Genomic DNA, 23,432 nt, shown 5'->3' with positions numbered 1-23,432 from the left:
CCCCAGCCGCCCCACCCTTACGAGGCTGGATGCGTACCGTACACGGCCCGCGCCCGCCCCCTTCGCCCGGATTCCGCTCGCGGCGGGCGGGCGGCCCCGCTCCGGCGGCCGGACCTCGTCGGCGGCCCGCGGCGGCGGACTGGCATCATCGGCGGTATGACAAGTTCGCTGCCGCTCCTGCCCCCGAACGCCCGCGTCTTCGTCGCGGGCCACCGCGGCCTCGTGGGCTCCGCGGTCGCCCGCCGGCTCACCGCCGACGGCCACGAGGTGCTCACCCGGGGCCGCGCCGACCTCGACCTGCGCGACGCCGGCGCCACGGAGGCGTACCTGAAGGACGTCCGCCCCGACGCCGTCGTGCTGGCCGCCGCCAAGGTCGGCGGGATCATGGCCAACAGCACCTACCCGGTGCAGTTCCTGGAGGACAACCTCAAGATCCAGCTCAGCGTCATCGGCGGCGCGCACGCCGCCGGGGTCGGCCGCCTGCTGTTCCTGGGCTCCTCCTGCATCTACCCGAAGCTGGCCCCGCAGCCCATCAGCGAGGACGCCCTGCTGACGGGCCCGCTGGAGCCGACCAACGAGGCGTACGCCCTGGCGAAGATCGCCGGCATCGTCCAGGTCCAGTCGTACCGGAAGCAGTACGGGGCCTCGTACATCTCGGCGATGCCGACGAACCTCTACGGCCCGGGCGACAACTTCGACCTGGAGACCTCGCACGTGCTGCCCGCCCTGATCCGGCGCTTCCACGAGGCGGCCGCCGAGGGGCGCGAGGAGGTCACGCTGTGGGGCAGCGGCACCCCGCGCCGCGAGTTCCTGCACGTGGACGACCTGGCGACCGCCTGCGCGGTGCTGCTGAGCAGCTACGACGGGGACGAGCCGGTCAACATCGGCTGCGGCGACGACCTCACCATCAAGGCCCTCGCCGAGACCGTCGCCGACGTGACCGGCTTCCGCGGCCGGCTCGCCTGGGACACGTCCAAGCCGGACGGCACGCCGCGCAAGCTCCTCGACGTCACCCGCCTGACCTCGCTGGGCTGGAAGCCGGAGATCGGGCTGCGGGACGGGATCGCCGCCACCTACCGGTGGTGGCGCGAGCAGGGCTGAGCGCACGTCCGCCGGGCACCCCCTAGTACGCTCCGCGGCCGTCTACGACGGCGCGGAGGGTACGGCCCATGACGTCCACGTCACTGGTGAAGGACCAGTTGTCGACGTACTGCAGGTCGAGCTGGATCGTCTCGTCCCAGGAGAGGTCCGAGCGCCCGCTGATCTGCCACAGCCCGGTCATGCCCGGCCGCACGGTGAGCCGGCGCAGTTCGACCTCGTCGTACTGGGCCACCTCCTCCGGCAGCGGCGGGCGCGGGCCGACCAGCGACATGTGCCCGCTGAGCACGTTGAACAGCTGGGGCAGTTCGTCCATGGAGGTACGGCGCAGCAGCCGGCCCACCCGGGTCACCCGGGGGTCACGGCGGATCTTGAACATCAGGCCGTCGTTCTCGTTGGCCCCGGACAGCTCGTTCTTGAGCCGGTCCGCGTCCACGACCATGGTGCGGAACTTCCACATGACGAACGGCGCCCCGTCGCGCCCGATGCGCCGCTGGCGGTAGAACGCCGGACCGCGTGAGCCGAGCCGGATCGCCAGGACGATGCCGAGGAAGACGGGCGAGAGCAGGAGCAGTCCGACGGCGGCCCCGGTGCGGTCGAGGACCGACTTGAGCAGGGTCTGCACGCCCCGGCTGACCGGCGGCGCCACCCGCAGCACGGCGAGTCCGCCCGCGGAGAGGGTCTCCAGCCGCTTGACGGAGACCTCCACGAGCCCGGGGAAGACGGCGAGTTCCAGCCCCGCGTCGTGCAGCGCCCAGGCGACCTTGCGCAGCCGCTCGCCCGAGATCCGCGCGCCCGGGGCGACCAGGACGAGATCGGCGTGGTGGCTGCGGACGGCGCCGAGCACGGCGGCCGAGTCCGCGTTCGGGGCCTCGGGCACGCTCTCGTCGAGCCGGGCCGCGACGGGCACCCCGCCTTCGAGCGGGCCGGCGCCGACCGGCACCACGCCGACGACGACGTACGGATGGTCGGTGCGCGCGGCCAGGTGCTCGATGACGGCCCCGGCCGCGCCGGGTTCGCCGACCACCAGGACCCGGCTGACGGCGTGCGCCTCGCGGCGGGCCGCCGAGAGGTGGCGGTAGGTCAGCTTGTGGCAGGCCACGGTGACGAGGAGGGCGGGCAGCAGGGCGCCGAGCGCGGACAGCCGCGGGGTGCTCTCGCCGGTCACCACGCGGGCCACGGCCAGGACACCGATGAGAATCAGCCAGTCATGCAGGACGGGCAGCACTCCGCGCGATTCTCCCAGCGCTCGGGAGGCGTAGCGGCGGCGCACCGCCTGCACCCCGGTCCAGGCGAGGGCCGCGCCGAGGGCGCAGTACACCGGCCGGACCTGCTGCGCCGCCTGGAAGACCAGCCCTACGGGGACCGCGGCACCGAGGAAGTCGGCGGTGAAGGCGGCCGGCAGGTACCAGCGGGCCTTGTCGCCGATCCGCCTCACCGGGGCGGCCGCGAGCCCGGCGGACGCCGCCGCGGCTCCGGCCAGTCTTTGCGCAGGAAAATGGACATGCCTCATGGGCCCCCCTGGCACGTGGTCTATGACAGATGCGCGTGCCCGCGGCTTCCCCTGGCTGCGAACAACTGGCGCACCGGGAAACAGTACGACAAACGCCCGTACGACAAATGCCGATTGCCCGAACGGGACCTCTTGTTGCGCAAGTGTTAGCAACCGGTACCAACCGTTCCAGATAACGGACCCCCCTTTCGCACGCGAAGGTGAATGGTTCGGATACCGGATACGTCTTATCGGTCAACGAACCGTTTCCAGCCAACCTTTTGACGCGGCCCTGACATCCACGCCGCCAGCTGGCACTCTTCGATCCGTTCTTCGCACCAGCCTGCTCTGCCCGGAGGCCCACCCAGCTCTCCGGCACCCCCTTGCAGAAGGAGTCTGCGTTGAGTCACACCCCCCACAGGCGTGCCACCGCGGCCGGCGCTCTCGTTGCCGCCGCCGCACTGCTCGCCGTCGGCATCCAGGCCGGCACCGCCTCCGCCGACGCCACCGCGTCGCAGGCACGCAACGCCGCTCAGCCCAACCCGGGTGCGGCCGCCGTCAATCTCAGTCCTTCCGAGCGTGCGACGCTCATAGCGGACGCCAACTCGACCACCGTCCAGGCGGCCAAGGCCCTCGGCCTCGGCGAGCAGGAGAAGCTGGTCGTACGCGACGTCGTCAAGGACGCCGACGGCACCACGCACACCACGTACGAGCGCACCTACGGCGGACTCCCCGTGCTCGGCGGCGACCTGACGGTCCACGCCAAGGCCGGCGTCACCAAGAGCATCACCCGGGCGACCAACCACGAGATCAAGGTCGCCGACACCACGGCCACGGTCACCCCGGCCGCCGCCGAGGGCCAGGCCGTCTCCGCGGCGAACTCCGAGGGCTCCAAGAACGCCAAGGCGTCCAAGAACGCCCGCAAGGTGATCTGGGCCGCCGAGGGCGCCCCCGTCCTCGCCTACGAGACCGTCGTCGGCGGCCTCCAGGACGACGGCACCCCGAGCGAGCTGCACGTGGTCACGGACGCCAAGACCGGCGCGAAGATCACCCAGTGGCAGGCCATCGAGACCGGCACCGGCAACACCATGTACAGCGGCCAGGTCACGATGGGCACCTCGCAGTCGGGCAGCAACTACACGCTGACCGACGCAGGGCGAGGCAACCACAAGACGTACGACCTCAACGGCGGCAGCTCCGGCACCGGCAGCCTGTTCACCAACACGACCGACGTGTGGGGCAACGGCGCCGCGTCCAACCGCGCGACCGCCGGCGCCGACGCGCACTACGGCGCACAGCTGACGTGGGACTACTACAAGAACGTGCACGGCCGCAACGGCCTGCGCAACGACGGCGTGGCCCCGTACAGCCGGGTCCACTACGGCAACGCGTACGTGAACGCGTTCTGGGACGACTCCTGCTTCTGCATGACGTACGGCGACGGTACGAGCAACACGCACCCGCTGACGTCCATCGACGTGGCCGCCCACGAGATGACCCACGGCCTCACCTCGGTCACCGGCAACATGACCTACAGCGGTGAGCCCGGCGGTCTGAACGAGGCGACCTCGGACATCATGGCGGCGGCCGTCGAGTTCTACGCCAACAACCCGCAGGACGTCGGCGACTACCTGGTCGGCGAGAAGATCGACATCAACGGCGACGGCACCCCGCTGCGCTACATGGACAAGCCGAGCAAGGACGGCGGCTCCAAGGACTCGTGGTACTCGGGCATCGGCTCCATCGACGTCCACTACTCCTCGGGCCCGGCCAACCACGTCTTCTACCTGATGTCCGAGGGCTCCGGCGCCAAGGTCATCAACGGCGTGAGCTACAACTCGCCGACCTCCGACGGCCTCCCGGTCACCGCGATCGGCCGTGACGCCGCCGCGAAGATCTGGTTCCGCGCGCTGACGGTGGGCTACTTCAAGTCGAACACCAACTACGCGGCCGCCCGTACGGCGACCCTCCAGGCCGCCGCCGACCTGTACGGGGCGAACTCGGTCACGTACAACGACGTGGCCAACGCCTGGGCCGGCATCGCCGTCGGCGCCCGGCCGCCGCAGTCCGGCGTCTCGGTCACCGCGATCCCGAACCAGACCACCCAGATCAACACCGCTGTGAGCCTTCAGGTCCAGGCGACCAGCACCAACCCGGGTGCGCTCAGCTACGCGGCCACCGGCCTCCCGGCCGGCCTGTCGATCAACTCCTCGACCGGTCTGATCTCGGGCACGGCCACCACCGCGGGCACGTCCAACGTGGCCGTGACGGTGACCGACTCGGCGAGCAAGACGGGCACGACGTCCTTCACCTGGACCGTCGGCACGTCCCAGCAGAACGTGTTCGAGAACACGAACGACTACGCGATCGCCGACAACGCGACGGTCGAGTCCCCGATCACGGTGACCCGCACCGGCAACGCGCCGAGCACCCTCAAGGTGGACGTCAACATCCTCCACACCTACATCGGCGACCTGAAGGTCGACCTGGTCGCCCCTGACGGCAGCGTCTACAACCTGCACAACCGCTCCGGCGGCAGTGCGGACAACATCGTCAAGAGCTACACGGTCAACGCCTCGTCCGAGGTGGCCCAGGGCGTCTGGAAGCTCCGGGTCAGCGACAACGCGAGCCTGGACACCGGCAAGATCGACAGCTGGAAGCTCACCTTCTGACCCCTCCGGGGCAGGTGAAGCCACACGGCTGACCCACTGAAAACGCGGGGCCGTCCGGGAGAGACCCTCCCGGGCGGCCCTGTTCCATGTGCCCCCGCCGTACGGGACCTGCGCCCCGCCGGGCCGGGACCTTCGGCGGCCGTCCGCGGCCGTCCCCGCCACCGTGCGGCGGCCCTGGCTGATCCAGGGCGGCATGGGCGTCGGCGTCTGCGGCCGGCGACCGGCCCGGGCCGAGCTCGCGCGGACCGCGCTCGACCGCTGCTTCCGCCCGGACGGCCCCGGCGAGGACGCGGCCGTCCGGATGCGGACCACCCCGCGGCTGCGCGCCGGGGTCCCCGGTCAGATCCCTGCCCTCGCCGACCGGCTGGCGCGCTGCGAACCCTGCGTGACGCGGATCGCGGTGGAGGCAGGACCGTACGGGTACGCGGCCCGCGCGGTCTGGCCTACCGGTGCGCGGCGGAGCCGGTGGCGTACGTCCGCAAGGGCGGCGACCCGGCGGACACGCGGGGACGGCGGTGCCTGTGCAACGGCCTGCCGGCCGCGATCGGCCCGGCGCAGCGGCGGCCGGCCGGGCGGTGCCCCCGCTGGTGACGATCGGCAAGGACCTGTCGTTCCTGCCGCGGCTCTCCCCGGACGCGCCCCCGTACTCGGCGGCGGACGTGGTGCGCTGGCCGGCGGCGGGGGTGCTTCGACGGGCGCGAGGGTCCGGCCCCCGAGGGGGCCGGACCTCGCGCCCGTGCTCGGCGGACCGGGAGGTCAGCCGTTGTTCCGGAAGGCGGAGCGGAAGTCGTCGTCGTCGTCCCAGCGCGAATCGCCGCAGCCGCCCCGGCGGAAGTCGTCGCGGCAGTCGTCATGGTGGCTGCGGACCGGCACGAAACTCACCGAGAGGACCTCGACGTTGTACACCGTGTCCCCCGGCTGCAGCTCGCGCTCCACCCGGCCGCCGCACGCGCGGTTCGGGTAGAGCAGAGCCCGCGACTCGGTGCCGTTGTGCACCGCCGTCGCGGGGCGGCCCCGCGAGGTGTCCGTCAGTTCGTAGCAGGTGTCGTTGTCCGCCGGGCGGATCTGCGCCCGCTCGTCGTTGTCGATGATGTACTGCAGCCGGCCGAGGTCGTCGTGGCCACCGGCCAGCGACGGGCCGGCGGTCGGCAGGACGAGGGCGAGGGCGCCGAGCAGCGCTGCGGCGGTCGGGCGAAGACGCATGGGGAGGATGTCCGTTCTGTGGGCACGCGATGCCCGTCCGGTGGCACCCAGCGGGCGGAGTCGGGAGCGGTATTCCACGCCGGAGCACTGCGCCATGCGCAACACGTTCGAAGGTTCACCCTCCCGGCCCGGCCACCTTCACCCGTACGGCCCCGCCCGCCGCCCGCTACACGGATGCGCGTTCGGATGCCGAGGAGCCGCCGGCGGCCGGACCGGGGACCGGCGCCGCCGCCCGGGCCGGGGCCTGCGCGGGAGCCTGTGCCGTCGTGCGGACCAGCACCAGCACCAGCAGCGCCCCCGCCAGCCCCATCAGCCCCGAGGTCAGGAACGTCCCGCGCAGCCCGCTCGCGAAGGCCTCCTCGACCCAGACCCGTGCGCCCGGACCCGTCGCCAGCAGCTGCCCGGCCCGCCCGGAGGCCAATGCCTCGGCCGTGCCGTGGCCCTGGCCGGAGCCGGCGAGCCCGTCCCGCAGTCCGGCCTGGAAGACCGCGCCGAGCACCGCGACGCCGAGGGCCATGCCCAGCTGCCGCGCGGTGTTCAGGGCCCCGCCGGCCATGCCCGCCCGGGCCGGGGGCACGGCGCCCATCGCGGCGGCGGCCAGGGCCGGGGTCGCCATGCCCACTCCGAGCCCGGTCACCACCAGCCCCGGGACCAGGACCGGCCAGCCGTCGCCCGCGTCCGTCATCCAGGCCTGGAGCAGCGCGCCCGCCCCGATCAGCAGCATCCCGCCGCCGATGGTCAGCCGCGCCGGAGCTCCGTGCAGCAGCCGCCCGGCCACCGCGGAGACGGCGAACGCGGAGATGCTCAGCGGGACCAGCACCAGGCCGGCGGAGACCGGGCCCATCCCCTCCGCGGACTGCAGCCACAGGGAGACGTACATCAGGTACGAGAACGCCGCGCCCGACAGCAGCAGCGCCCCGGCCATGACGCCGACGAAGGAGCGGCTGCGGAACAGCGAGAGGTCCAGCATCGGGTGGGAGCTGCGCAGTTCGACAAGGACGAACGCGGCGAACGCGGCCACGCCGAGGCCGAAGAGGCCGAGGGTGGCGGCGCCGGTCCAGCCGTTCTCGCCGACCCGGATCAGCGCGTACGTGACGGCCGCGGCCCCGGTGGTGAATGCGGCCATGCCGGGCAGGTCGAGGCCCTTGGCGCGGGGGTCACGGGACTCGGCGACCGACTTCAGCGTCACGTACACGGCCAGGGCGCAGACGGGGAGGTTGATGAAGAAGATCCAGCGCCAGCCGAAGTGCTGGGTGAGCAGCCCGCCGATGATCGGGCCGGCCGCGGCGGCGGCCCCGTTGACCGCGCCCCAGACCCCGAAGGCGACCCCGCGGTCGCGTCCCTGGTAGGCGCTGCTGAGCAGGGCCATGGTGGTGGCGAACATCGCGGCGCCGCCGATGCCCTGGACGGCGCGGAAGGCGATCAGGGCGGCCGGGCCGCCGGCCAGCCCGCAGGCGAGGGAGGCGGCGGCGAAGAGGCCGAGCCCGCCGAGGTAGACGCGGCGGCGGCCGATCCGGTCGGCGAGGGAGCCGGCGCCGAGCAGCAGGGCGGCGAGGGCCAGGGCGTAGCCGTCGACGACCCACTGGAGTCCGGAGAAGGACGTGTGCATGTCGGCGGCCATGTCGGGCAGGGCGACCATCACGATCGTGACGTCGACCAGGAGCATGAACGCCCCGAGGCACACCGCGGTGAGCGGGAGCCATTTGCGCATGGGAGAACTCCTCGGGACCCGGAGGCCCGGCAGGTGATCGGTTCGGGTTGGCGGTGGCTCCAAATTCCCACCCGGGCGGCCGATCCCCCACCCAGACCTCTCCGGTTGCCGGATTTCACTCATCCTGGCCCCTGACATGATGGAAACCATGACGACGCCCGTACAGCTCGATGACCTCGACCGGGGTCTGATGCAGGCCCTGATGATCGACGGGCGGGCCGCCTTCAGCAGGATCGCCGAGGTCCTGGAGGTCTCCGACCAGACGGTGGTGCGCCGCTACCGCCGGCTGCGGACCTCGGGCCTGCTCCGGGTGATCGGGCTGCCGCTGGGCAACCGCGTCGGGCTCTTCGAGTCCTGGCTGCGGGTGCAGTGCGCGCCGGACGCCGCGCTCGCGGTGGCGGAGGCGCTGGCCCGGCGGCCGGACATCTCCTGGGTGAAGCTCGGCTCCGGCGGCACCGAGATCAACTGTCTGACCAAGGCCCGCACCCGCCAGGACCGCGACGGCCTGCTCCTGGACAAGCTCCCGCGCACCCGCCGGGTGACCGGGGTCAGCGCCCACACCATCCTGCGGGTGTACATCGGCGGCCCGACGGGGTGGTGCGGTCTGGACGTGCTGCGGCCCGAGCAGATCGCGGCGCTGGGGCGGGCCCCGGCCAGGCCGCCCGTGGTGCACGGGCAGGAGCAGGAGCGGTACGCCCTGGACGAGGCCGAGCACGCGCTGCTCGCGGTGCTGGCCCACGACGGCCGGGCCGGCTATCCGGAGCTGGCCCGGGCCTCCGGCCTGTCGGAGTCCACCGCGCGCCGGCGCCTGGACCGGCTGCGGGAGCTGCGGGCGCTCTACTTCGACCTGGAGCTCGTCCCCTCGGCCCTGGGCTTCGATGCGGAGGCGACGCTGTTGCTGACCGCGGCGCCGGCGCGGCTGGCGGAGGCGGGCGCCGCACTGGCCGGCCATCCGGAGGTTCCGTTCGCGGCCGCGGTGACGGGCACGGCCAACTTGATGGCCGCGGTGGTGTGCCGGGACACCGACGAGCTGTACACCTACCTGACCGAGCGGATCGGCGCGGTGCCCGGCATCCAGCACGTGGAGGTGATCCCGACCCTGCGCAACATCAAGCGGGCCGGGATGCTGGTGGAGGGCGGGCGGCTGGTGGATCCGCCGCCCGCCCCCTGAACCGCGGAGCCCTGAAGGCCCCCGGCGGCTAGCGCAGGAGCACTCCGCCCCCCGTGCCCGCGTCACCGGTCGCTTCGGTCTCCACCGGGGCCGCGACCAGCCCCAGTTCGGCCGGCGTCGCCAGCATCGGGTGCGCGGGCAGGATCCGTACGGTGTAGCCGTAGGGCCCCGTACGGTCGAGGGCGAGCGGGCCCTCGTACATCCAGCGCCCCTCCAGGTCCGGCCCGGCGGTGGGCTTGAGCGGGAAGGACCGCCCGTCGCGGATCACGTCCTGCGGATCCACCCGCCCGGCGACGGCCTGGACCTCGACGTCCTCGGGGGTGAGCGCGTCCAGCGCCACCCTCACCCGCAGCGTGAGGGTGGCCCCGAGCTCGGCGGTGCCGTTCACCGGGGCCGCGGCCAGCGCCTCCACGTGCTCGACGACGACCCGCGGCCAGGCCGCCCGGACCCGTCCCTTCCACCAGGCCAGGTCCCGTGCCGCGTCCGCGTCCAGGGCCCGGTGGGAGCGCGCGGCCGGCGCGTACAGCCGCTCCACGTACTCCCGCACCATGCGGCCCGCGAGCACCTTGGGCCCCAGCGAGACGAGGGTGCGCCGGACCATCTCGATCCACCGCACCGGCAGTCCGCTGCGGCCGGCCCGGTCGTAGAACCGCGGTGCGACCCGGTCCTCGATCAACTCGTAGAGGGCGCCCGCCTCCAGGTCGTCGCGCCGGTCCTCGTCCGTCCCGAGCCCGTCGGCCGTCGGGATGGCCCAGCCGAAGTCCGGTTCGAACCATTCGTCCCACCAGCCGTCCAGCACGGACAGGTTGAGACAGCCGTTGAGCGCCGCCTTCATGCCGCTGGTCCCGCAGGCCTCCAGCGGCCGCAGCGGATTGTTCAGCCAGACGTCGCAGCCCGGGTAGAGCTTCTGCGCCATGGCCATGCCGTAGTCGGGCAGGAAGACGATCCGGTGCCGCACCCGCGGATCGTCGGAGAACCGCACCAGCTCCTGGACGAGCCGCTTGCCCCCGTCGTCGGCCGGGTGCGCCTTGCCCGCGACGACGATCTGCACGGGCCGGTCCGGGTGGAGCAGCAGCGCGCGCAGCCGCTCGGGGTCGCGCAGCATCAGCGTCAGCCGCTTGTACGAGGGCACGCGCCGGGCGAACCCGATGGTGAGCACGTCCGGGTCGAGCACGGAGTCCACCCAGCCGAGTTCGGCCTGGGCGGCCCCGCGCTGGAGCCACGAGGCCCGCAGCCGGTCGCGCACCTCCTGCACCAGCTGCTCGCGCAGTACGCGCCGCAGGTCCCAGATGTCCTGGTCCGCGATGTCGGCGACCGCGTCCCAGCGCTGGGAGCCGCCCACCGACAGCGCGTCCTCGGTGCGCCCGGCGCCGATCTGGCGGACGCCGAGGCGGACCACCTCGGGGGCCACCCAGGTCGGGGCGTGCACGCCGTTGGTCACGGAGGTGATCGGCACGTCCGCCGGGTCGAAGCCCGGCCACAGCCCGGCGAACATGCCGCGGCTGACCGCCCCGTGCAGGGTGGAGACCCCGTTGGCCCGCTGGGCCAGCCGCAGCCCCATCACCGCCATGTTGAAGACCCCGGGGTCGCCGCCGGGATAGGACTCGGCGCCCAGTTCCAGGATCCGGTCGACCGGCAGGGCGGCCAGCTCCGCTCCGGGCCCGAAGTGCCGGGCGACGAGGGCCCGCTCGAAGCGGTCGATGCCGGCGGGCACCGGCGTGTGCGTCGTGAACACGGTCCCGGCGCGCACCGCCTCGACGGCGGCCTCGAAGCCGAGCCCCTGCTCCCCTTCCAGTTCCCTTATGCGTTCGAGCCCGAGGAAGCCGGCGTGTCCCTCGTTCGTGTGGAACACCTCGGGGTCGGGATGCCCGGTGATGAGGCAGTACGCGCGCACCGCGCGCACGCCTCCGATGCCGAGCAGCATCTCTTGGAGGAGGCGGTGGTCGCTGCCGCCTCCGTAGAGCCGGTCGGTCACCTCGCGGGCGCCGGAGTCGTTGTCCTCGACGTCGGAGTCGAGGAGCAGCAGCGGGACGCGGCCGACGCGGGCCTGCCAGATGTGCGCGTGCAGGGCGCGGCCGCCCGGCAGGCTCAGGGTCACCCGGGCCGGTGCCCCCTCGCCGTCGCGCAGGAGGGAGACGGGGAGCTCGTTGGGGTCGAGGACGGGATAGTGCTCCTGCTGCCAGCCGTCGCGGGAGAGCGACTGGCGGAAGTAGCCGTGCCGGTACAGCAGCCCCACTCCGATGAGGGGGACGCCGAGGTCGCTGGCGGCCTTGAGGTGGTCCCCGGCGAGGATGCCGAGCCCGCCGGAGTACTGAGGCAGGGCGGCGGTGATCCCGAACTCGGGCGAGAAGTAGGCGATCCCGGCGGGCAGCTCGGCATGGTCCTCGTGACTCTGGTACCACCTCCCGCCGTGGACGTAGTCGTCGAGGTCGGCGGCGACGACGGCGAGCCGGCGCAGGAACCGCCGGTCGCCGGCCAGTTCCTCGAGCCGGGGTGCGGAGACCGCGCCGAGCAGCCGGACGGGATCGCCGCCGGCGGCCTGCCAGCCCTCGGGGTCGACGGATTGGAAGAGTTCACGGGTCTCGGTATGCCACGACCAGCGCAGATTGCGCGCGAGATCGGCAAGCGGAAGCAATGGTTCCGGGAGGACGGGGCGCACGGTGAATCGACGGATAGCCTTCACACGTTCTACCTTCGCAGGCGATTGCGGATCGAAGCGGCCGCACCACGCTGTGCGTCCGCGCATCACCCCGGGAAGGCTAGCCTCACCGGGGCCCCGCCTGCCACGGTGCCTCGGGCGCCGGACGTCCCGCCTCGAACACCGCCGCCCCGGACACCTCGTGCGGTGCACGGGCGGCCGGGGCGGCGGGTGTTGCGGATCGGTCGACGGGCGTCAGGGCCGGGTGAAGTAGCCGAGCAGGTCGGTGATCACGTGGGTGCTGCCGCCGTGGCTGTTGGAGACGGAGACGCGGCCGTCGGCCACCGGGGTGGTGACGTGGTTGGGGACGGTGTCACCGGGGCGGGTGTTGAGGCTGCTGGCGTCCGGGCGGGTGGTGCCGTAGCCGTAGACGGTGAGGAAGCCGGGGCCGGTGGTGTCGGTCGCGGTGACGTTCAGCGCGGCGCCTACGGCGCCCTCGGGCAGGCCGGTCACGGTGGTGGTGGCTCCGGGGGCGAGCTTGCCGGTGGTGCGGGTGTCGGCGAGGCGGCGGGGGACGGTCGGGGTGAACAGGGCCCCGGCGTCCTTGCCGTACCAGCCGACGGCGTCGAGGACGAGGTGGGTGGAGCCGGTGTTGGTGTAGAGGGTGATGGTGCCGTCGGGGCCGACGGGGACGATGGCCTGGTTCGACTTGTCCTTGCCGGGTTCGAGGTTGAGGTTCGAGGTGGCGGGCCGCTTGGCCGGGTCCGGGTAGGCGATGACGTGGGCGTTCTCGGTGGAGCCGGTGCCGGTCAGGTTGAAGGCGACGGCGGTGGCGTCGGCGGGGATGCCGTTCACCCCGGCGACCTTGACGGTCCGGGTCTGCCCGCCGCCGAGCGCGCCGCCGCTCGTACGGGTGTCGGCGAGGCGGGTCGGGGCGATCGGGCTGAACCGCTGGCCGATGCCGGGCTGGTAGTAGCCGACGAAGTCGACGACGAGCGCGGCCTTGCCGGAGTTGAGCTGGGCCGAGACCTTGCCGTCGGCGCCGACCGGCACGGTGACGGTGTTGGAGGAGGTGCCGCCCGCCTTGACGTTGACGTTCGAGGTGGCCGGGCGCGGCTGGCCGGAGGGCCACACGCTCAGGTGGGTGTCCTCGTCGGCGCCGGTGACGGTCACGTTGAGGACGGCCGCGGCCATGCTGCCGGACAGGACGTGGTCCGGCACGCTGATCCCGACCGGCAGGACCACGCCCATGGGGCTTCCGCCCCGGAGGGTGGTGCCGGTGGTACGGGTGTCCAGCAGGCGGAACGGCGCCGTGGCGACGTAGCCGGACGGCGCGTAGTCGACCTTCACGCTCCGCGTGGCCGTGGACGTGGCCCCCTTGGTGTCGCGGACCGTGAGCGTGACCTTGTACTCACCGGGCCGGGCGTAGGTGTGACCCGTGCCCGACAGACCGCTCTGGTGCGAGGTGGCTCCGTCACCGAAGTCGAAGTCGACGCTCTCCACCGGCCAGGGCGCGGTGGAGGCCCCGGTCTTGACGTCCACGCTCAGCGGAAGGGTGCGGCCGATCGGGTTGTCCGAGGTCGGCAGAACCGGATCCACGGCGAGGGCGGCGGTGAGCGGACCGGCCGCGGTCACGTTCGTCGACCTCGTGTCGGACACCGTCTCCCCGGCGTCGGAGACGGCCGTCACCTTGACCGCGCACCACGCACAGGGCGCGCTGTAGACGTGCTCGGCCGTGGTCGCCCTGGTCACGGCGGGGGCCGTGCCGTCGCCGAAGTCGTAGTGGAAGGTCAGCGCGCCCGGCCACCGGTTGTCCGCGACGGCCGTCGCCTTCACCGTGGTGCCCGCCGGCGCCCAGTCGGGGTCGAGGTTCAGCCGGACGCCCTTCAGGTGGTCCTGGGTCTCGCGGGCTCCGCGGTCCAGGTACCCGCCGTCCCTGCCGGTGTTCGGGACGCGGGGGTCGTCGGCGGCGGGCCTGCCGTACATGTCGGTGGGCAGGACGCCCGGAGCGGTCGCGTCGGCCGAGTCGACGGTGGGCGAGCCGTCCATCGCGCCGACCTTGTAGCCGTCGGGGGCCGACAGATCGTGCGCGCCCTGGCCGGTGGCGGCCTGGAAGGCCGCCGGGCTCGGGTACGCCTTGCCCGCCCAGGTGTACGGGTTCACCGCCGGCGTTCCGTGGCCGCTGAACACGTTGTAGTCGACGCGCGTGCCCTCGGCCGCGCTCAGCGACACGTCGACGCCGCCCCGCGGACCCGACGGCCGGCAACTGCTGTGGGTGGGCTCGCTGAAGATCACGTTGTTGAACAGTGCGGAGCCGGTCGAGGCGCCGCTGAACGACACGGTCGCCCCGCAGAGGGCGGAGAAGTCGTTGTTGGTGATGACCGTGCCGGGCGCGTCCACCACCGCCACGTTGCTCGCGCCCAGGGTTCCGTTGAGCTCGTTGCGACCGAGGACGGTACCCCGCGCGCCGCCCTCGATCCGAACCCCCCACACCGAGCCGCGGGTGAAGCGCACGTCCGCGCTTGCTTCCCCGACGACGAGGCCGTCGGCCTCGCCCCCGCCGCTCTGGATCCGGTCCAGCTCGATGTCGGTGGACCGGGAGACGCGGATGCCGTCGCCGATGTACATCCCGCGCACCACCACGTGGCCCGCACCAGTGACGCTCAGGCCCTTGCCGAGGTCCACCCGGCTGTAGCCGTCGGCCGCGCCCGACACGAAGGCGATCGGCTTGCCCGGCTCGCCGGAGCGGTCGACGGTGACGGCCTCGTCGTACGGCCTACCCGGTTCGATCCGCACCGTCTGGCCCGGCTTCACGACCCTGGCAGCCGCCGAGATCGTGCAGAACGGGGCCGCCTGCGCACCGGAGCCGGTGTCGGAGCAGTGGGCGTGGCCGTTGTCGACATAGAGCGAGGCCGGCGTATCGGCAGCCACGGCGGCCGGTACACCGAGAAGGGTGACGAGCCCCGCGGTCAGCAGGACCAGCGTACGAGTGGGACGCAACAGAAACGTTCCTTCGAAAAAGGTGAAGTGGAGGTGAAGCGGATTCAGGACATTCCGGCAGCCGGAAGCACGCGCGGAACCCACTGAGACGGCCTCATGATCCTCTCTCCGGGCAGCGCTGTCACTCCGGATAATCCGCCCTCACCGCCCCAAATCCCCGGTCACCAACGGGGCCCGTGGTGCCACTGCGACGGGCGTGTCAGGGCGTACATCCGTTAGTCCCAACCGACTTGACTGAGCCTCGGCAGATGTCGGCCAAGGCCTTGGTCCGGGCCGCGCCACTACGTACGAGTAGTTAACCGAGGGACCTGATTGAGCGGGGTGAGAGTGGGCAGGGCTCCCCGCGTACACGCACGGCACCCCGCCCCACCACCTCTCCCGCCACCCGAGTGAACGCGGACAGGAGCGGCCATGCCCGCAGCCCAGCCGTCTTCTGAGCGGCTAGAAACAGAGCGAACAGAGCGTGCACGACCAGCCGGTGCTCCGGCTGGGTTGTTGTCACCGAGCCCTGCGAACTGCCCCCAGGTGATCCCATCATGATCGGTCGCATTCCCGTGTTGGACGTCCGCCCCGCCGTCGACTGCGGGGCCAGACCCGCCAAGGCGGTCGTGGAAGAGGTCTTCGAGATCTCCGCCACCGTATTCCGCGAGGGCCACGACGCCGTCGCCGCCCATGTCGTGCTCCGCGACCCCAGCGGGCGGCTGCGGCCCCCCGTGCCGATGCGCGAACTGGCGCCCGGCACCGACCGGTGGGGTGCCCGGGTCTCCGCCGAGGCCGAGGGGAGGTGGACGTACACCGTCGAGGCGTGGAGCGACCCGGTCGGCACCTGGCAGGCCCACGCCGCCATCAAGATCCCCGCCGGCATCGACCCCGGGCTCACCCTGCTCGAAGGCGCCGAGCTCTACGAGCGGGCCGGCTCCAGGATCCCGAAGAAGGACGGCCGCGAGCACGTCCTGGCCGCCGCCGAGGCCATGCGCGACGAGGACCGCCCGGTGTCGCTGCGGTACGCCGCCGCCCTCGCGCCCCCGGTCCAGGCCGCCCTCGTCCGGCGTCCGTACCGGGAACTGGTCACCGCCTCCAAGGCGCTGCCGCTGGTCGTGGAGCGCAGGCGGGCCCTCTTCGGCTCCTGGTACGAGATGTTCCCGCGCTCCGAGGGAGCCGTCGTCGAGCCCGGCGAGGAGCCCGTGAGCGGAACGCTGCGGACCGCCGCCGAACGGCTGCCGGCCGTCGCCGCGATGGGGTTCGACGTGGTGTATCTGCCACCGATCCACCCCATTGGGAGTACCTACCGCAAGGGACCGAACAACACTCTTTCGGCTGGAAGTTGGGACCCCGGTGTGCCGTGGGCCATCGGCTCCACCGAGGGCGGCCACGACGCCGTCCACCCCGACCTCGGAACGATCGAGGACTTCGACGCCTTCGTCGCCCGCGCCCGTGAGCTGCGCATGGAGATCGCCCTCGACTTCGCGCTCCAGTGCTCGCCGGACCACCCCTGGGTGGAGAAGCACCCCGAGTGGTTCCGCCACCGGGCCGACGGGACGATCGCGTACGCCGAGAACCCGCCGAAGAAGTACCAGGACATCTACCCGATCCACTTCGACACCGACATGGCCGGGCTCGTCGAGGAGACGGTCCGCATCCTCCGGTACTGGATGGACCACGGCGTCCGGATCTTCCGGGTGGACAATCCGCACACCAAGCCGGTCGTCTTCTGGCAGAAGGTGATCGCGGACATCAACAAGTCCGATCCCGACGTGATCTTCCTCGCGGAGGCCTTCACCCGGCCCGCCATGATGCGCGCGCTGGCGGCGATCGGCTTCCAGCAGTCGTACACGTACTTCACCTGGCGCAACACGAAGGCCGAGCTGACCGAGTACCTGACCGAGCTCGCGGACGTCCGCTCCGCCTCCGTCATGCGGCCGAATTTCTTCGTCAATACGCCCGACATCCTCCACGAGTACCTCCAGCAGGGCGGCCGCCCTGCCTTCGAGGTGCGCGCCGTCCTCGCCGCCACCCTCTCCCCCACCTGGGGCGTCTACGCCGGGTACGAGCTGTGCGAGAACACCCCGGTCCGGGAGGGCGGCGAGGAGTACCTGAACTCCGAGAAGTACGAGTTCCGGCCGCGCGACTGGGCGGCCGCCGACCGCGAGGGCCGCACGATCGCCCCGCTGATCACCGCTCTCAACCGGCTGCGCCGCCGCAACCCGGCGCTCCAGCAGCTGCGCGACATCCATTTCCACACGACCGACAACGACCAGGTGATCGCCTATTCGAAGCACGCGGGCGCCAATTCCGTACTGGTGGTCGTCAACCTCGATCCGCACCACACCCAGGAGGCGACGGTCTCGTTGGACATGCCGGTACTCGGCCTCGACTGGCACGGGTCCCTCGCGGTGCGCGACGAGCTCACCGGCGAGACCTACCACTGGGGCAGGGCCAACTACGTACGACTGGAGCCGGGCCGAACGCCCGCACACGTACTCGCGGCTCTGCGACCGTCCCCGCCCACCGGAGGGTCACCCACCACATGATGATCAACGATCCCGTCCACGACACGTTCGAGGACACCCCCGCGAAGGACCGCGACCCCGACTGGTTCAAGCGGGCGGTCTTCTACGAGGTGCTCGTACGGTCCTTCCATGACAGCAACGGCGACGGCGTAGGAGACCTGAAGGGGCTCACCGCCAAGCTCGACTACCTCCAGTGGCTGGGCGTCGACTGCCTCTGGCTGCCGCCGTTCTTCGCCTCACCGCTCCGCGACGGGGGCTACGACGTAGCGGACTACACGTCCGTACTGCCCGAGTTCGGCGATCTCGCCGACTTCGTGGAGTTCGTGGACGCCGCGCACCACCGCGGCATGCGGGTGATCATCGACTTCGTCATGAACCACACGAGTGACCAGCACGAGTGGTTCCAGCAGTCACGCAAGGACCCGGACGGCCCGTACGGCGACTACTACATGTGGGCCGACAACGACAAGCAGTACCAGGACGCCCGCATCATCTTCATCGACACCGAGACCTCCAACTGGACGTACGACCCGGTGCGCAAGCAGTACTACTGGCACCGCTTCTTCTCGCACCAGCCGGACCTCAACTACGAGAACCCGGCCGTCGTGGAGGAGATCGTCTCGGCGCTGCGCTTCTGGCTCGACCTCGGCATCGACGGCTTCCGGCTCGACGCCGTGCCCTACCTGTACGCCGAGGAGGGCACCAACTGCGAGAACCTGCCGCGCACCCACCAGCTCCTGAAGCGGGTCAGAGCCGAGATCGACGCGCACTACCCCGACACCGTGCTGCTCGCCGAGGCCAACCAGTGGCCCGAGGACGTCGTCGACTACTTCGGCGACTTCACGAAGGGCGGGGACGAATGCCACATGGCCTTCCACTTCCCCGTCATGCCGCGCATCTTCATGGCCGTACGAAGAGAGTCGCGCTACCCCGTCTCCGAAATCCTGGCCAAGACCCCGGCGATCCCGGACCGCTGCCAGTGGGGCATCTTCCTGCGCAACCACGACGAGCTCACCCTCGAGATGGTCACCGACGAAGAGCGCGACTACATGTACGCCGAGTACGCGAAGGACCCGCGGATGCGGGCCAACATCGGCATCCGGCGCCGGCTCGCCCCGCTCCTCGACAACGACCGCAACCAGATGGAGCTGTTCACCGCCCTGCTGCTGTCGCTGCCCGGCTCGCCGGTGCTCTACTACGGCGACGAGATCGGCATGGGCGACAACATCTGGCTCGGCGACCGCGACGGGGTGCGCACCCCGATGCAGTGGACACCGGACCGCAACGCCGGTTTCTCCTCCTGCGATCCGGGCAGGCTGAACCTGCCGGTCATCATGGACCCGGTCCACGGGTACCAGGTCACCAATGTCGAGGCCGCGATGGCATCGCCCTCCTCACTGCTGCACTGGACCCGCAAGCTGATCGAGATCCGCAAGGCGAACCCGGCCTTCGGCCTCGGCTCGTACACCGAACTGCCCTCGTCCAACCCGGCGGTACTGGCCTTCCTCCGCGAGTACGGGGATGACCTGGTGCTGTGCGTGCACAACTTCTCGCGCTTCGCGCAGCCCACCGAGCTGGACCTGCGGTCGTTCAACGGGCGTGTCCCGGTGGAGCTCACGGGTGACGTGCGCTTCCCGCCGATCGGCGAGTGGCCGTACCTGCTCACGATCGCGGGGCACGGCTTCTACTGGTTCCGCCTGCTGGGCGAGTAGCCGCCGAGTACGGGGTGGGCGCGCGAATGGGTCAATCGCCCGCCCCTGTACGGATCATCCTGACCCGACACTTGTACACCGCCGGAGAAGCAACTGACGCGATCCGGGACACTCTCCGCATTCTGTGACGGCCCGGGGAAAGGACGCGACGCCATGTCGGAGGCTGCATCCGCCGGGACGACGAGCACGACCGGACTCAGTCCACTGGAGCCGATGCTCCGGGACTGGCTGCCGCTCCAGCGCTGGTTCGCCGGCAAGGGCCGGCGCATCGGCCGGCTCCGGATGATCTCGGCGGCGGACCTGCTGCCGCCGGGCTCCTCCCCGCGGCTCGTCCACCTGCTGCTGGACGTCGACGGCGACTGCTACCAACTGCTGCTGGGCGTGCGCCCCGCCCTGCCGCCCGCGCTCGCGCCCGCCTTGATCGGGCGGGCCGAGCAGGGCCCGTACGCCGGCCAGTGCGTGTACGAGGGGCTCGGCGATCCGCGGCTGGCGGCGCTGCTGCTGGAACGGTTGCGCGCACCCGGCACCCTCGGACCCCTGCGCTTCGACCGCGACCCGATGGCGCTGATCCCGGCGGCGCTCACCCCGCGGCCACTGTCCGGCGAGCAGACCAACTCATCGCTGATCTACGGGGATTCGTACATCCTGAAGGTGTTCCGCCGGGTCGGCCCCGGGGTCAATCCCGATCTGGAGCTGCCGAGAGCGCTGGCGGCCGCCGGATGCGCGCGCGTCCCCGCACCGGTCGCCTGGTACGAGGCCGCGCTGCCCGGTGGAGAACCGTTGACCCTGGGCGTGCTCCAGCCCTATCTGCGCGGCTCCGACGACGGCTGGCAGCTCGCGCTGGGCCGGCTCCGCGCCGGCGCCGACTTCACCGCCGAGGCGCACGCGCTGGGCCGGGCCACCGCCGAGGTGCACAGCGCGCTCGCCGACGCGCTGCCCACCGTCGCCCTGGGCCCGGAGCAGACGGCCCGGCTCGCCTCCGGGATGACGGCCCGGCTGGCGGCCACCGCCCGCGAGGTGACCGCGCTGCGGCCGTACGAGGCGGGGCTGCGCGGGGCGTTCGACGCGCTGGCCGCGTCCCGCGGGGCCGGGGTGCCCGCCCAGCGGATCCACGGGGACCTGCACCTGGGCCAGACCCTGCGCACCGCCGACGGCAGCTGGGCGCTGATCGACTTCGAGGGCGAGCCGGCGCGGCCGCTGGCCGACCGGCGCCGCCCCGAACCCGCCGTCCGCGACATCGCCGGGATACTGCGCTCGTTCGACTACGCCGCCCGCTCCCACCGCCCGTTCGCCCCCGCCTGGGCGGATGCCTGCCGGGCCGCGTTCTGCGAGGGCTACGCCCGCACCACCGGCCGGGACCCGCGCGAGGACCTCGTCCTGCTGCGCGCGTACGAGACCGACAAGGCGGTGTACGAGGCGCGCTACGAGTCCCGCCACCGCCCCGACTGGCTGCACGTCCCGATGGCGGCGATCCGGCGGCTGGCCGCCGGCGCGGACCGCGGGTTCGGCCGGACGCAGCCGGGCGCCGCCCCCGGCGAAGGCTTCCCCTCGCTCTCCCCCCACCCCCGCCCGCAGCCGCCTAGGAGGCCGCACACGTGAGCCCCGCCCGTCAGTCATCCTCGACCACCCCGCCGCCCCCGCCCCCGGCTCCGGCCGCGGCGCGCAAAGCCCAGGCACCGCGCGCCCGCCGGGCTCCCGCGCACGGGGTGCGGCCGGCGCCCGCGCTCGGGGCCGCGGACCGGGCCCGGCTGCTGGAGGGCCGCCACCACGACCCCCACGGGGTGCTGGGCGCCCGGGCCCAGCGGGGCGGGGTGTCCTTCCGCGTGCTGCGCCCGTACGCCAAGGCGGTCACGATCGTCGCGAAGGGGCTGCGGACCGAGCTCCACGACGACGGCGACGGGCTGTTCTCGGGGCTGCTGCCGCTGACGGGCGTGCCGGACTACCGGCTGCTGGTGGCGTACGACGAGGACGAGATCGAGGTGCACGACCCGTACCGTTTCCTGCCCGCGCTCGGCGAGCTGGACCTGCACCTGATCGGCGAGGGCCGGCACGAGGAGCTGTGGACGGCGCTCGGGGCCCGGCCGATGGAGCACCAGGGCGTGGCCGGCACCCGGTTCACGGTGTGGGCGCCGAACGCGCAGGGGGTGCGGGTCACCGGGGACTTCTCGTACTGGGACTCGGTCGCGTACCCGATGCGCTCGCTGGGCGCGAGCGGCGTGTGGGAGCTGTTCCTGCCGGGGGTGGGCGAGGGCGCGCTGTACAAGTACGACATCACGCGGCCGGACGGCAGCCACACCCTGCGCGCCGACCCGATGGCCCGCGCCGCGGAGGTCCCGCCGGCCACCGCCTCGGTGGTCACCGCGTCCCGCTACGAGTGGCAGGACGAGGAGTGGATGGCGCGGCGCGGGAACCACCCGCCGCACCAGGCCCCCTTCTCGGTGTACGAGCTGCACCTGGCCTCCTGGCGGCCCGGGCTCTCCTACCGGCAGCTGGCCGAGCAGCTCCCCCCGTACGTCAAGGAGCTGGGCTTCACGCACGTCGAGCTGATGCCGGTCGCCGAGCACCCCTTCGGCGGCTCGTGGGGCTACCAGGTCACCGGGTTCTACGCGCCGACCTCGCGGATGGGCGGCCCGGACGACTTCCGCTTCCTCGTGGACGCGCTGCACCGGGCCGGGATCGGGGTGATCGTCGACTGGGTGCCCGCGCACTTCCCGCGCGACGAGTGGGCGCTCGCCGAGTTCGACGGACGGCCGCTGTACGAGCACCACGACCCGCGGCGGGCCGCGCACCCGGACTGGGGGACGCTGGAGTTCGACTACGGGCGCAAGGAGGTCCGCAACTTCCTCGTGGCGAACGCCGTGTACTGGTGCCAGGAGTTCCACGTGGACGGGCTGCGGGTGGACGCGGTCGCCTCGATGCTCTACCTCGACTATTCGCGCGGCGAGGGCGAGTGGACGCCGAACGAGCACGGCGGGCGGGAGAACCCGGACGCGGTGGCCCTGCTCCAGGAGATGAACGCGACGGTGTACCGCCGCTGTCCGGGCGTGGTGACGATCGCGGAGGAGTCCACGGCCTGGGAGGGCGTGACCCGGCCGACGGACGGGGGCGGACTCGGCTTCGGGCTGAAGTGGAACATGGGCTGGATGCACGACACCCTGCGCTACGCGTCGAAGGATTCGGTGCACCGCAAGTACCACCACCACGACATGACGTTCGGGATGATCTACGCGTACAGCGAGAACTACGTGCTGCCGATCTCGCACGACGAGGTGGTGCACGGAAAGGGCTCACTGGTGTCGAAGATGCCCGGGGACTGGTGGCAGCAGCGGGCCATACACCGCGCGTACCTGGGCTTCATGTGGGCCCACCCCGGCAAGCAACTGCTGTTCATGGGGCAGGAGTTCGCCCAGGGCTCGGAGTGGTCGGAGACGTACGGGCCGGACTGGTGGCTGCTGGACTCCTCGTACGCGGCGGCCGCCGACCACCGGGGCGTACGCGACCTCGTGCGCGACCTGAACCGCACGTACACGGCGGCGCCCGCCCTGTGGGAGCGGGACTCCGTGCCGGAGGGCTTCGCGTGGGTGGAAGCGGACGCGGCGGAGGACAACGTCTTCGCGTTCCTGCGGTACGCCCAGGACGGTTCGCAGCTGCTGTGCGTGTCGAACTTCTCGCCGGTGGTGCGGCACGGCTACCGGATCGGCGTGCCGGAGGAGGTGCCGTGGTGGCGGGAGGTCCTGAACACGGACCTGGAGCAGTACGGCGGCAGCGGCGTGCGCCATCTGCAGCCGCTGCGGCCCGAGCCCGTGCCCGCGCAGGGCCGGCCGGCGAGCCTGCGCATGACGCTCCCGCCACTGGCGACGGTCTGGCTCAGGCCGTGACGGCGCCCGCGCCGGTGACCTCCTCGAGCTCCTGAAGGAGCTTGCGCTTGGCGCGGGCCCCGACCATCTGCTTCACGGGCTCGCCGTCACGGAAGACGAGCAGGGTCGGCATGGACAGCACCCCGTACCGGACGACGGTGGCGGGGTTGCCGTCCGCGTCGATCTGCACGACCTTGAGGCGGTCGGCCTCCTCGGCGGCGACGGCGGAGAGCACGGGCGCGAGCTGCCGGCACGGGCCGCACCAGTCGGCGGTGAACTCCACGAGGACGGGCCTCCCGCGCTCGGCGAGCACCTCCGTCTCGAAGTCCGCGTCGGTCACCTCGGCGACACCCTTGGCGTGGATCATG

General features: G+C 72.2%; 13 protein-coding genes. 7 read left to right on the top strand and 6 right to left on the bottom strand.

The annotated features are described in order from the left end of the window. Positions 1-156: 156 nt before the first annotated feature. The gene (locus ACFXGI_RS19115) at positions 157-1,101 is read left to right on the top strand and encodes a GDP-L-fucose synthase family protein (RefSeq protein ID WP_384707677.1); all 945 of its coding nucleotides are present in this window, start codon (positions 157-159) and stop codon (positions 1,099-1,101) included. 22 nt (positions 1,102-1,123) lie between these two features. On the opposite strand, the gene ACFXGI_RS19110 is transcribed toward ACFXGI_RS19115, so the two are convergent. After that, on the bottom strand, positions 1,124-2,611 hold the full coding sequence (locus ACFXGI_RS19110; protein ID WP_384707674.1) for a sugar transferase: 1,488 nt from the start codon (positions 2,609-2,611) through the stop codon (positions 1,124-1,126). A 380-nt stretch (positions 2,612-2,991) separates the two neighbouring features. Between ACFXGI_RS19110 and ACFXGI_RS19105 the strand changes: the two genes are divergently transcribed. After that, positions 2,992-5,262 carry a M4 family metallopeptidase gene (locus ACFXGI_RS19105; RefSeq protein ID WP_384707671.1) on the top strand — a complete coding sequence of 757 codons (2,271 nt, stop codon included), beginning with the start codon at positions 2,992-2,994 and terminating at the stop codon, positions 5,260-5,262. A 756-nt stretch (positions 5,263-6,018) separates the two neighbouring features. Here the strand turns inward: ACFXGI_RS19105 and ACFXGI_RS19100 are convergent. Then, positions 6,019-6,465, bottom strand: a complete 447-nt coding sequence (locus tag ACFXGI_RS19100) for a hypothetical protein (protein WP_384707668.1) — start codon at positions 6,463-6,465, stop codon at positions 6,019-6,021. Positions 6,466-6,631: 166 nt separating this feature from the next. Then, on the bottom strand, positions 6,632-8,176 hold the full coding sequence (locus tag ACFXGI_RS19095) for a DHA2 family efflux MFS transporter permease subunit (protein WP_384707665.1): 1,545 nt from the start codon (positions 8,174-8,176) through the stop codon (positions 6,632-6,634). Between the two features lie 148 nt (positions 8,177-8,324). On the opposite strand from ACFXGI_RS19095, the gene ACFXGI_RS19090 reads away from it, so the two are divergent. After that, positions 8,325-9,347, top strand: coding sequence for an Lrp/AsnC family transcriptional regulator (locus ACFXGI_RS19090; protein ID WP_384707662.1), 1,023 nt, complete (start codon positions 8,325-8,327; stop codon positions 9,345-9,347). Between the two features lie 28 nt (positions 9,348-9,375). Here ACFXGI_RS19090 and glgP read toward each other — a convergent pair whose 3' ends face one another. Together glgP and ACFXGI_RS19080 are read right to left on the bottom strand one after the other, a co-directional pair. After that, positions 9,376-12,030, bottom strand: a complete 2,655-nt coding sequence (glgP, locus tag ACFXGI_RS19085; protein ID WP_384707659.1) for an alpha-glucan family phosphorylase — start codon at positions 12,028-12,030, stop codon at positions 9,376-9,378. Positions 12,031-12,240: 210 nt separating this feature from the next. Beyond that, positions 12,241-14,985 (bottom strand): PKD domain-containing protein, encoded by a 2,745-nt coding sequence (locus ACFXGI_RS19080; RefSeq protein WP_384707656.1) that lies wholly within the window; start codon positions 14,983-14,985, stop codon positions 12,241-12,243. A gap of 536 nt (positions 14,986-15,521) precedes the next feature. Between ACFXGI_RS19080 and ACFXGI_RS19075 the strand changes: the two genes are divergently transcribed. The 4 genes from ACFXGI_RS19075 to glgB all read left to right on the top strand — a co-directional run bounded on the left by ACFXGI_RS19075 (position 15,522) and on the right by glgB (position 23,085). Further along, positions 15,522-17,516 carry an alpha-1,4-glucan--maltose-1-phosphate maltosyltransferase gene (locus tag ACFXGI_RS19075; RefSeq protein WP_384707652.1) on the top strand — a complete coding sequence of 665 codons (1,995 nt, stop codon included), beginning with the start codon at positions 15,522-15,524 and terminating at the stop codon, positions 17,514-17,516. Next, positions 17,513-19,207, top strand: a complete 1,695-nt coding sequence (gene treS / locus ACFXGI_RS19070; RefSeq protein WP_384707649.1) for a maltose alpha-D-glucosyltransferase — start codon at positions 17,513-17,515, stop codon at positions 19,205-19,207. The genes ACFXGI_RS19075 and treS overlap by 4 nt, the downstream gene beginning before the upstream one ends. A gap of 153 nt (positions 19,208-19,360) precedes the next feature. Then, positions 19,361-20,806 carry a maltokinase gene (locus ACFXGI_RS19065; protein WP_384707646.1) on the top strand — a complete coding sequence of 482 codons (1,446 nt, stop codon included), beginning with the start codon at positions 19,361-19,363 and terminating at the stop codon, positions 20,804-20,806. Then, complete coding sequence (glgB, locus tag ACFXGI_RS19060; RefSeq protein ID WP_384707643.1) at positions 20,803-23,085, top strand: 1,4-alpha-glucan branching enzyme; 2,283 nt, start codon at positions 20,803-20,805, stop codon at positions 23,083-23,085. The genes ACFXGI_RS19065 and glgB overlap by 4 nt, the downstream gene beginning before the upstream one ends. On the opposite strand, the gene trxA is transcribed toward glgB, so the two are convergent. After that, positions 23,075-23,431, bottom strand: coding sequence for a thioredoxin (trxA, locus tag ACFXGI_RS19055; protein ID WP_384707640.1), 357 nt, complete (start codon positions 23,429-23,431; stop codon positions 23,075-23,077). The genes glgB and trxA overlap by 11 nt on opposite strands. Position 23,432: the final 1 nt, after the last annotated feature.

It is taken from the genome of Streptomyces sp. NPDC059355 (assembly GCF_042752335.1).
In the GTDB taxonomy this organism is placed as follows: Bacteria; Actinomycetota; Actinomycetes; order Streptomycetales; family Streptomycetaceae; genus Streptomyces.
This window is presented reverse-complemented; position numbering and strand designations above follow the sequence as displayed.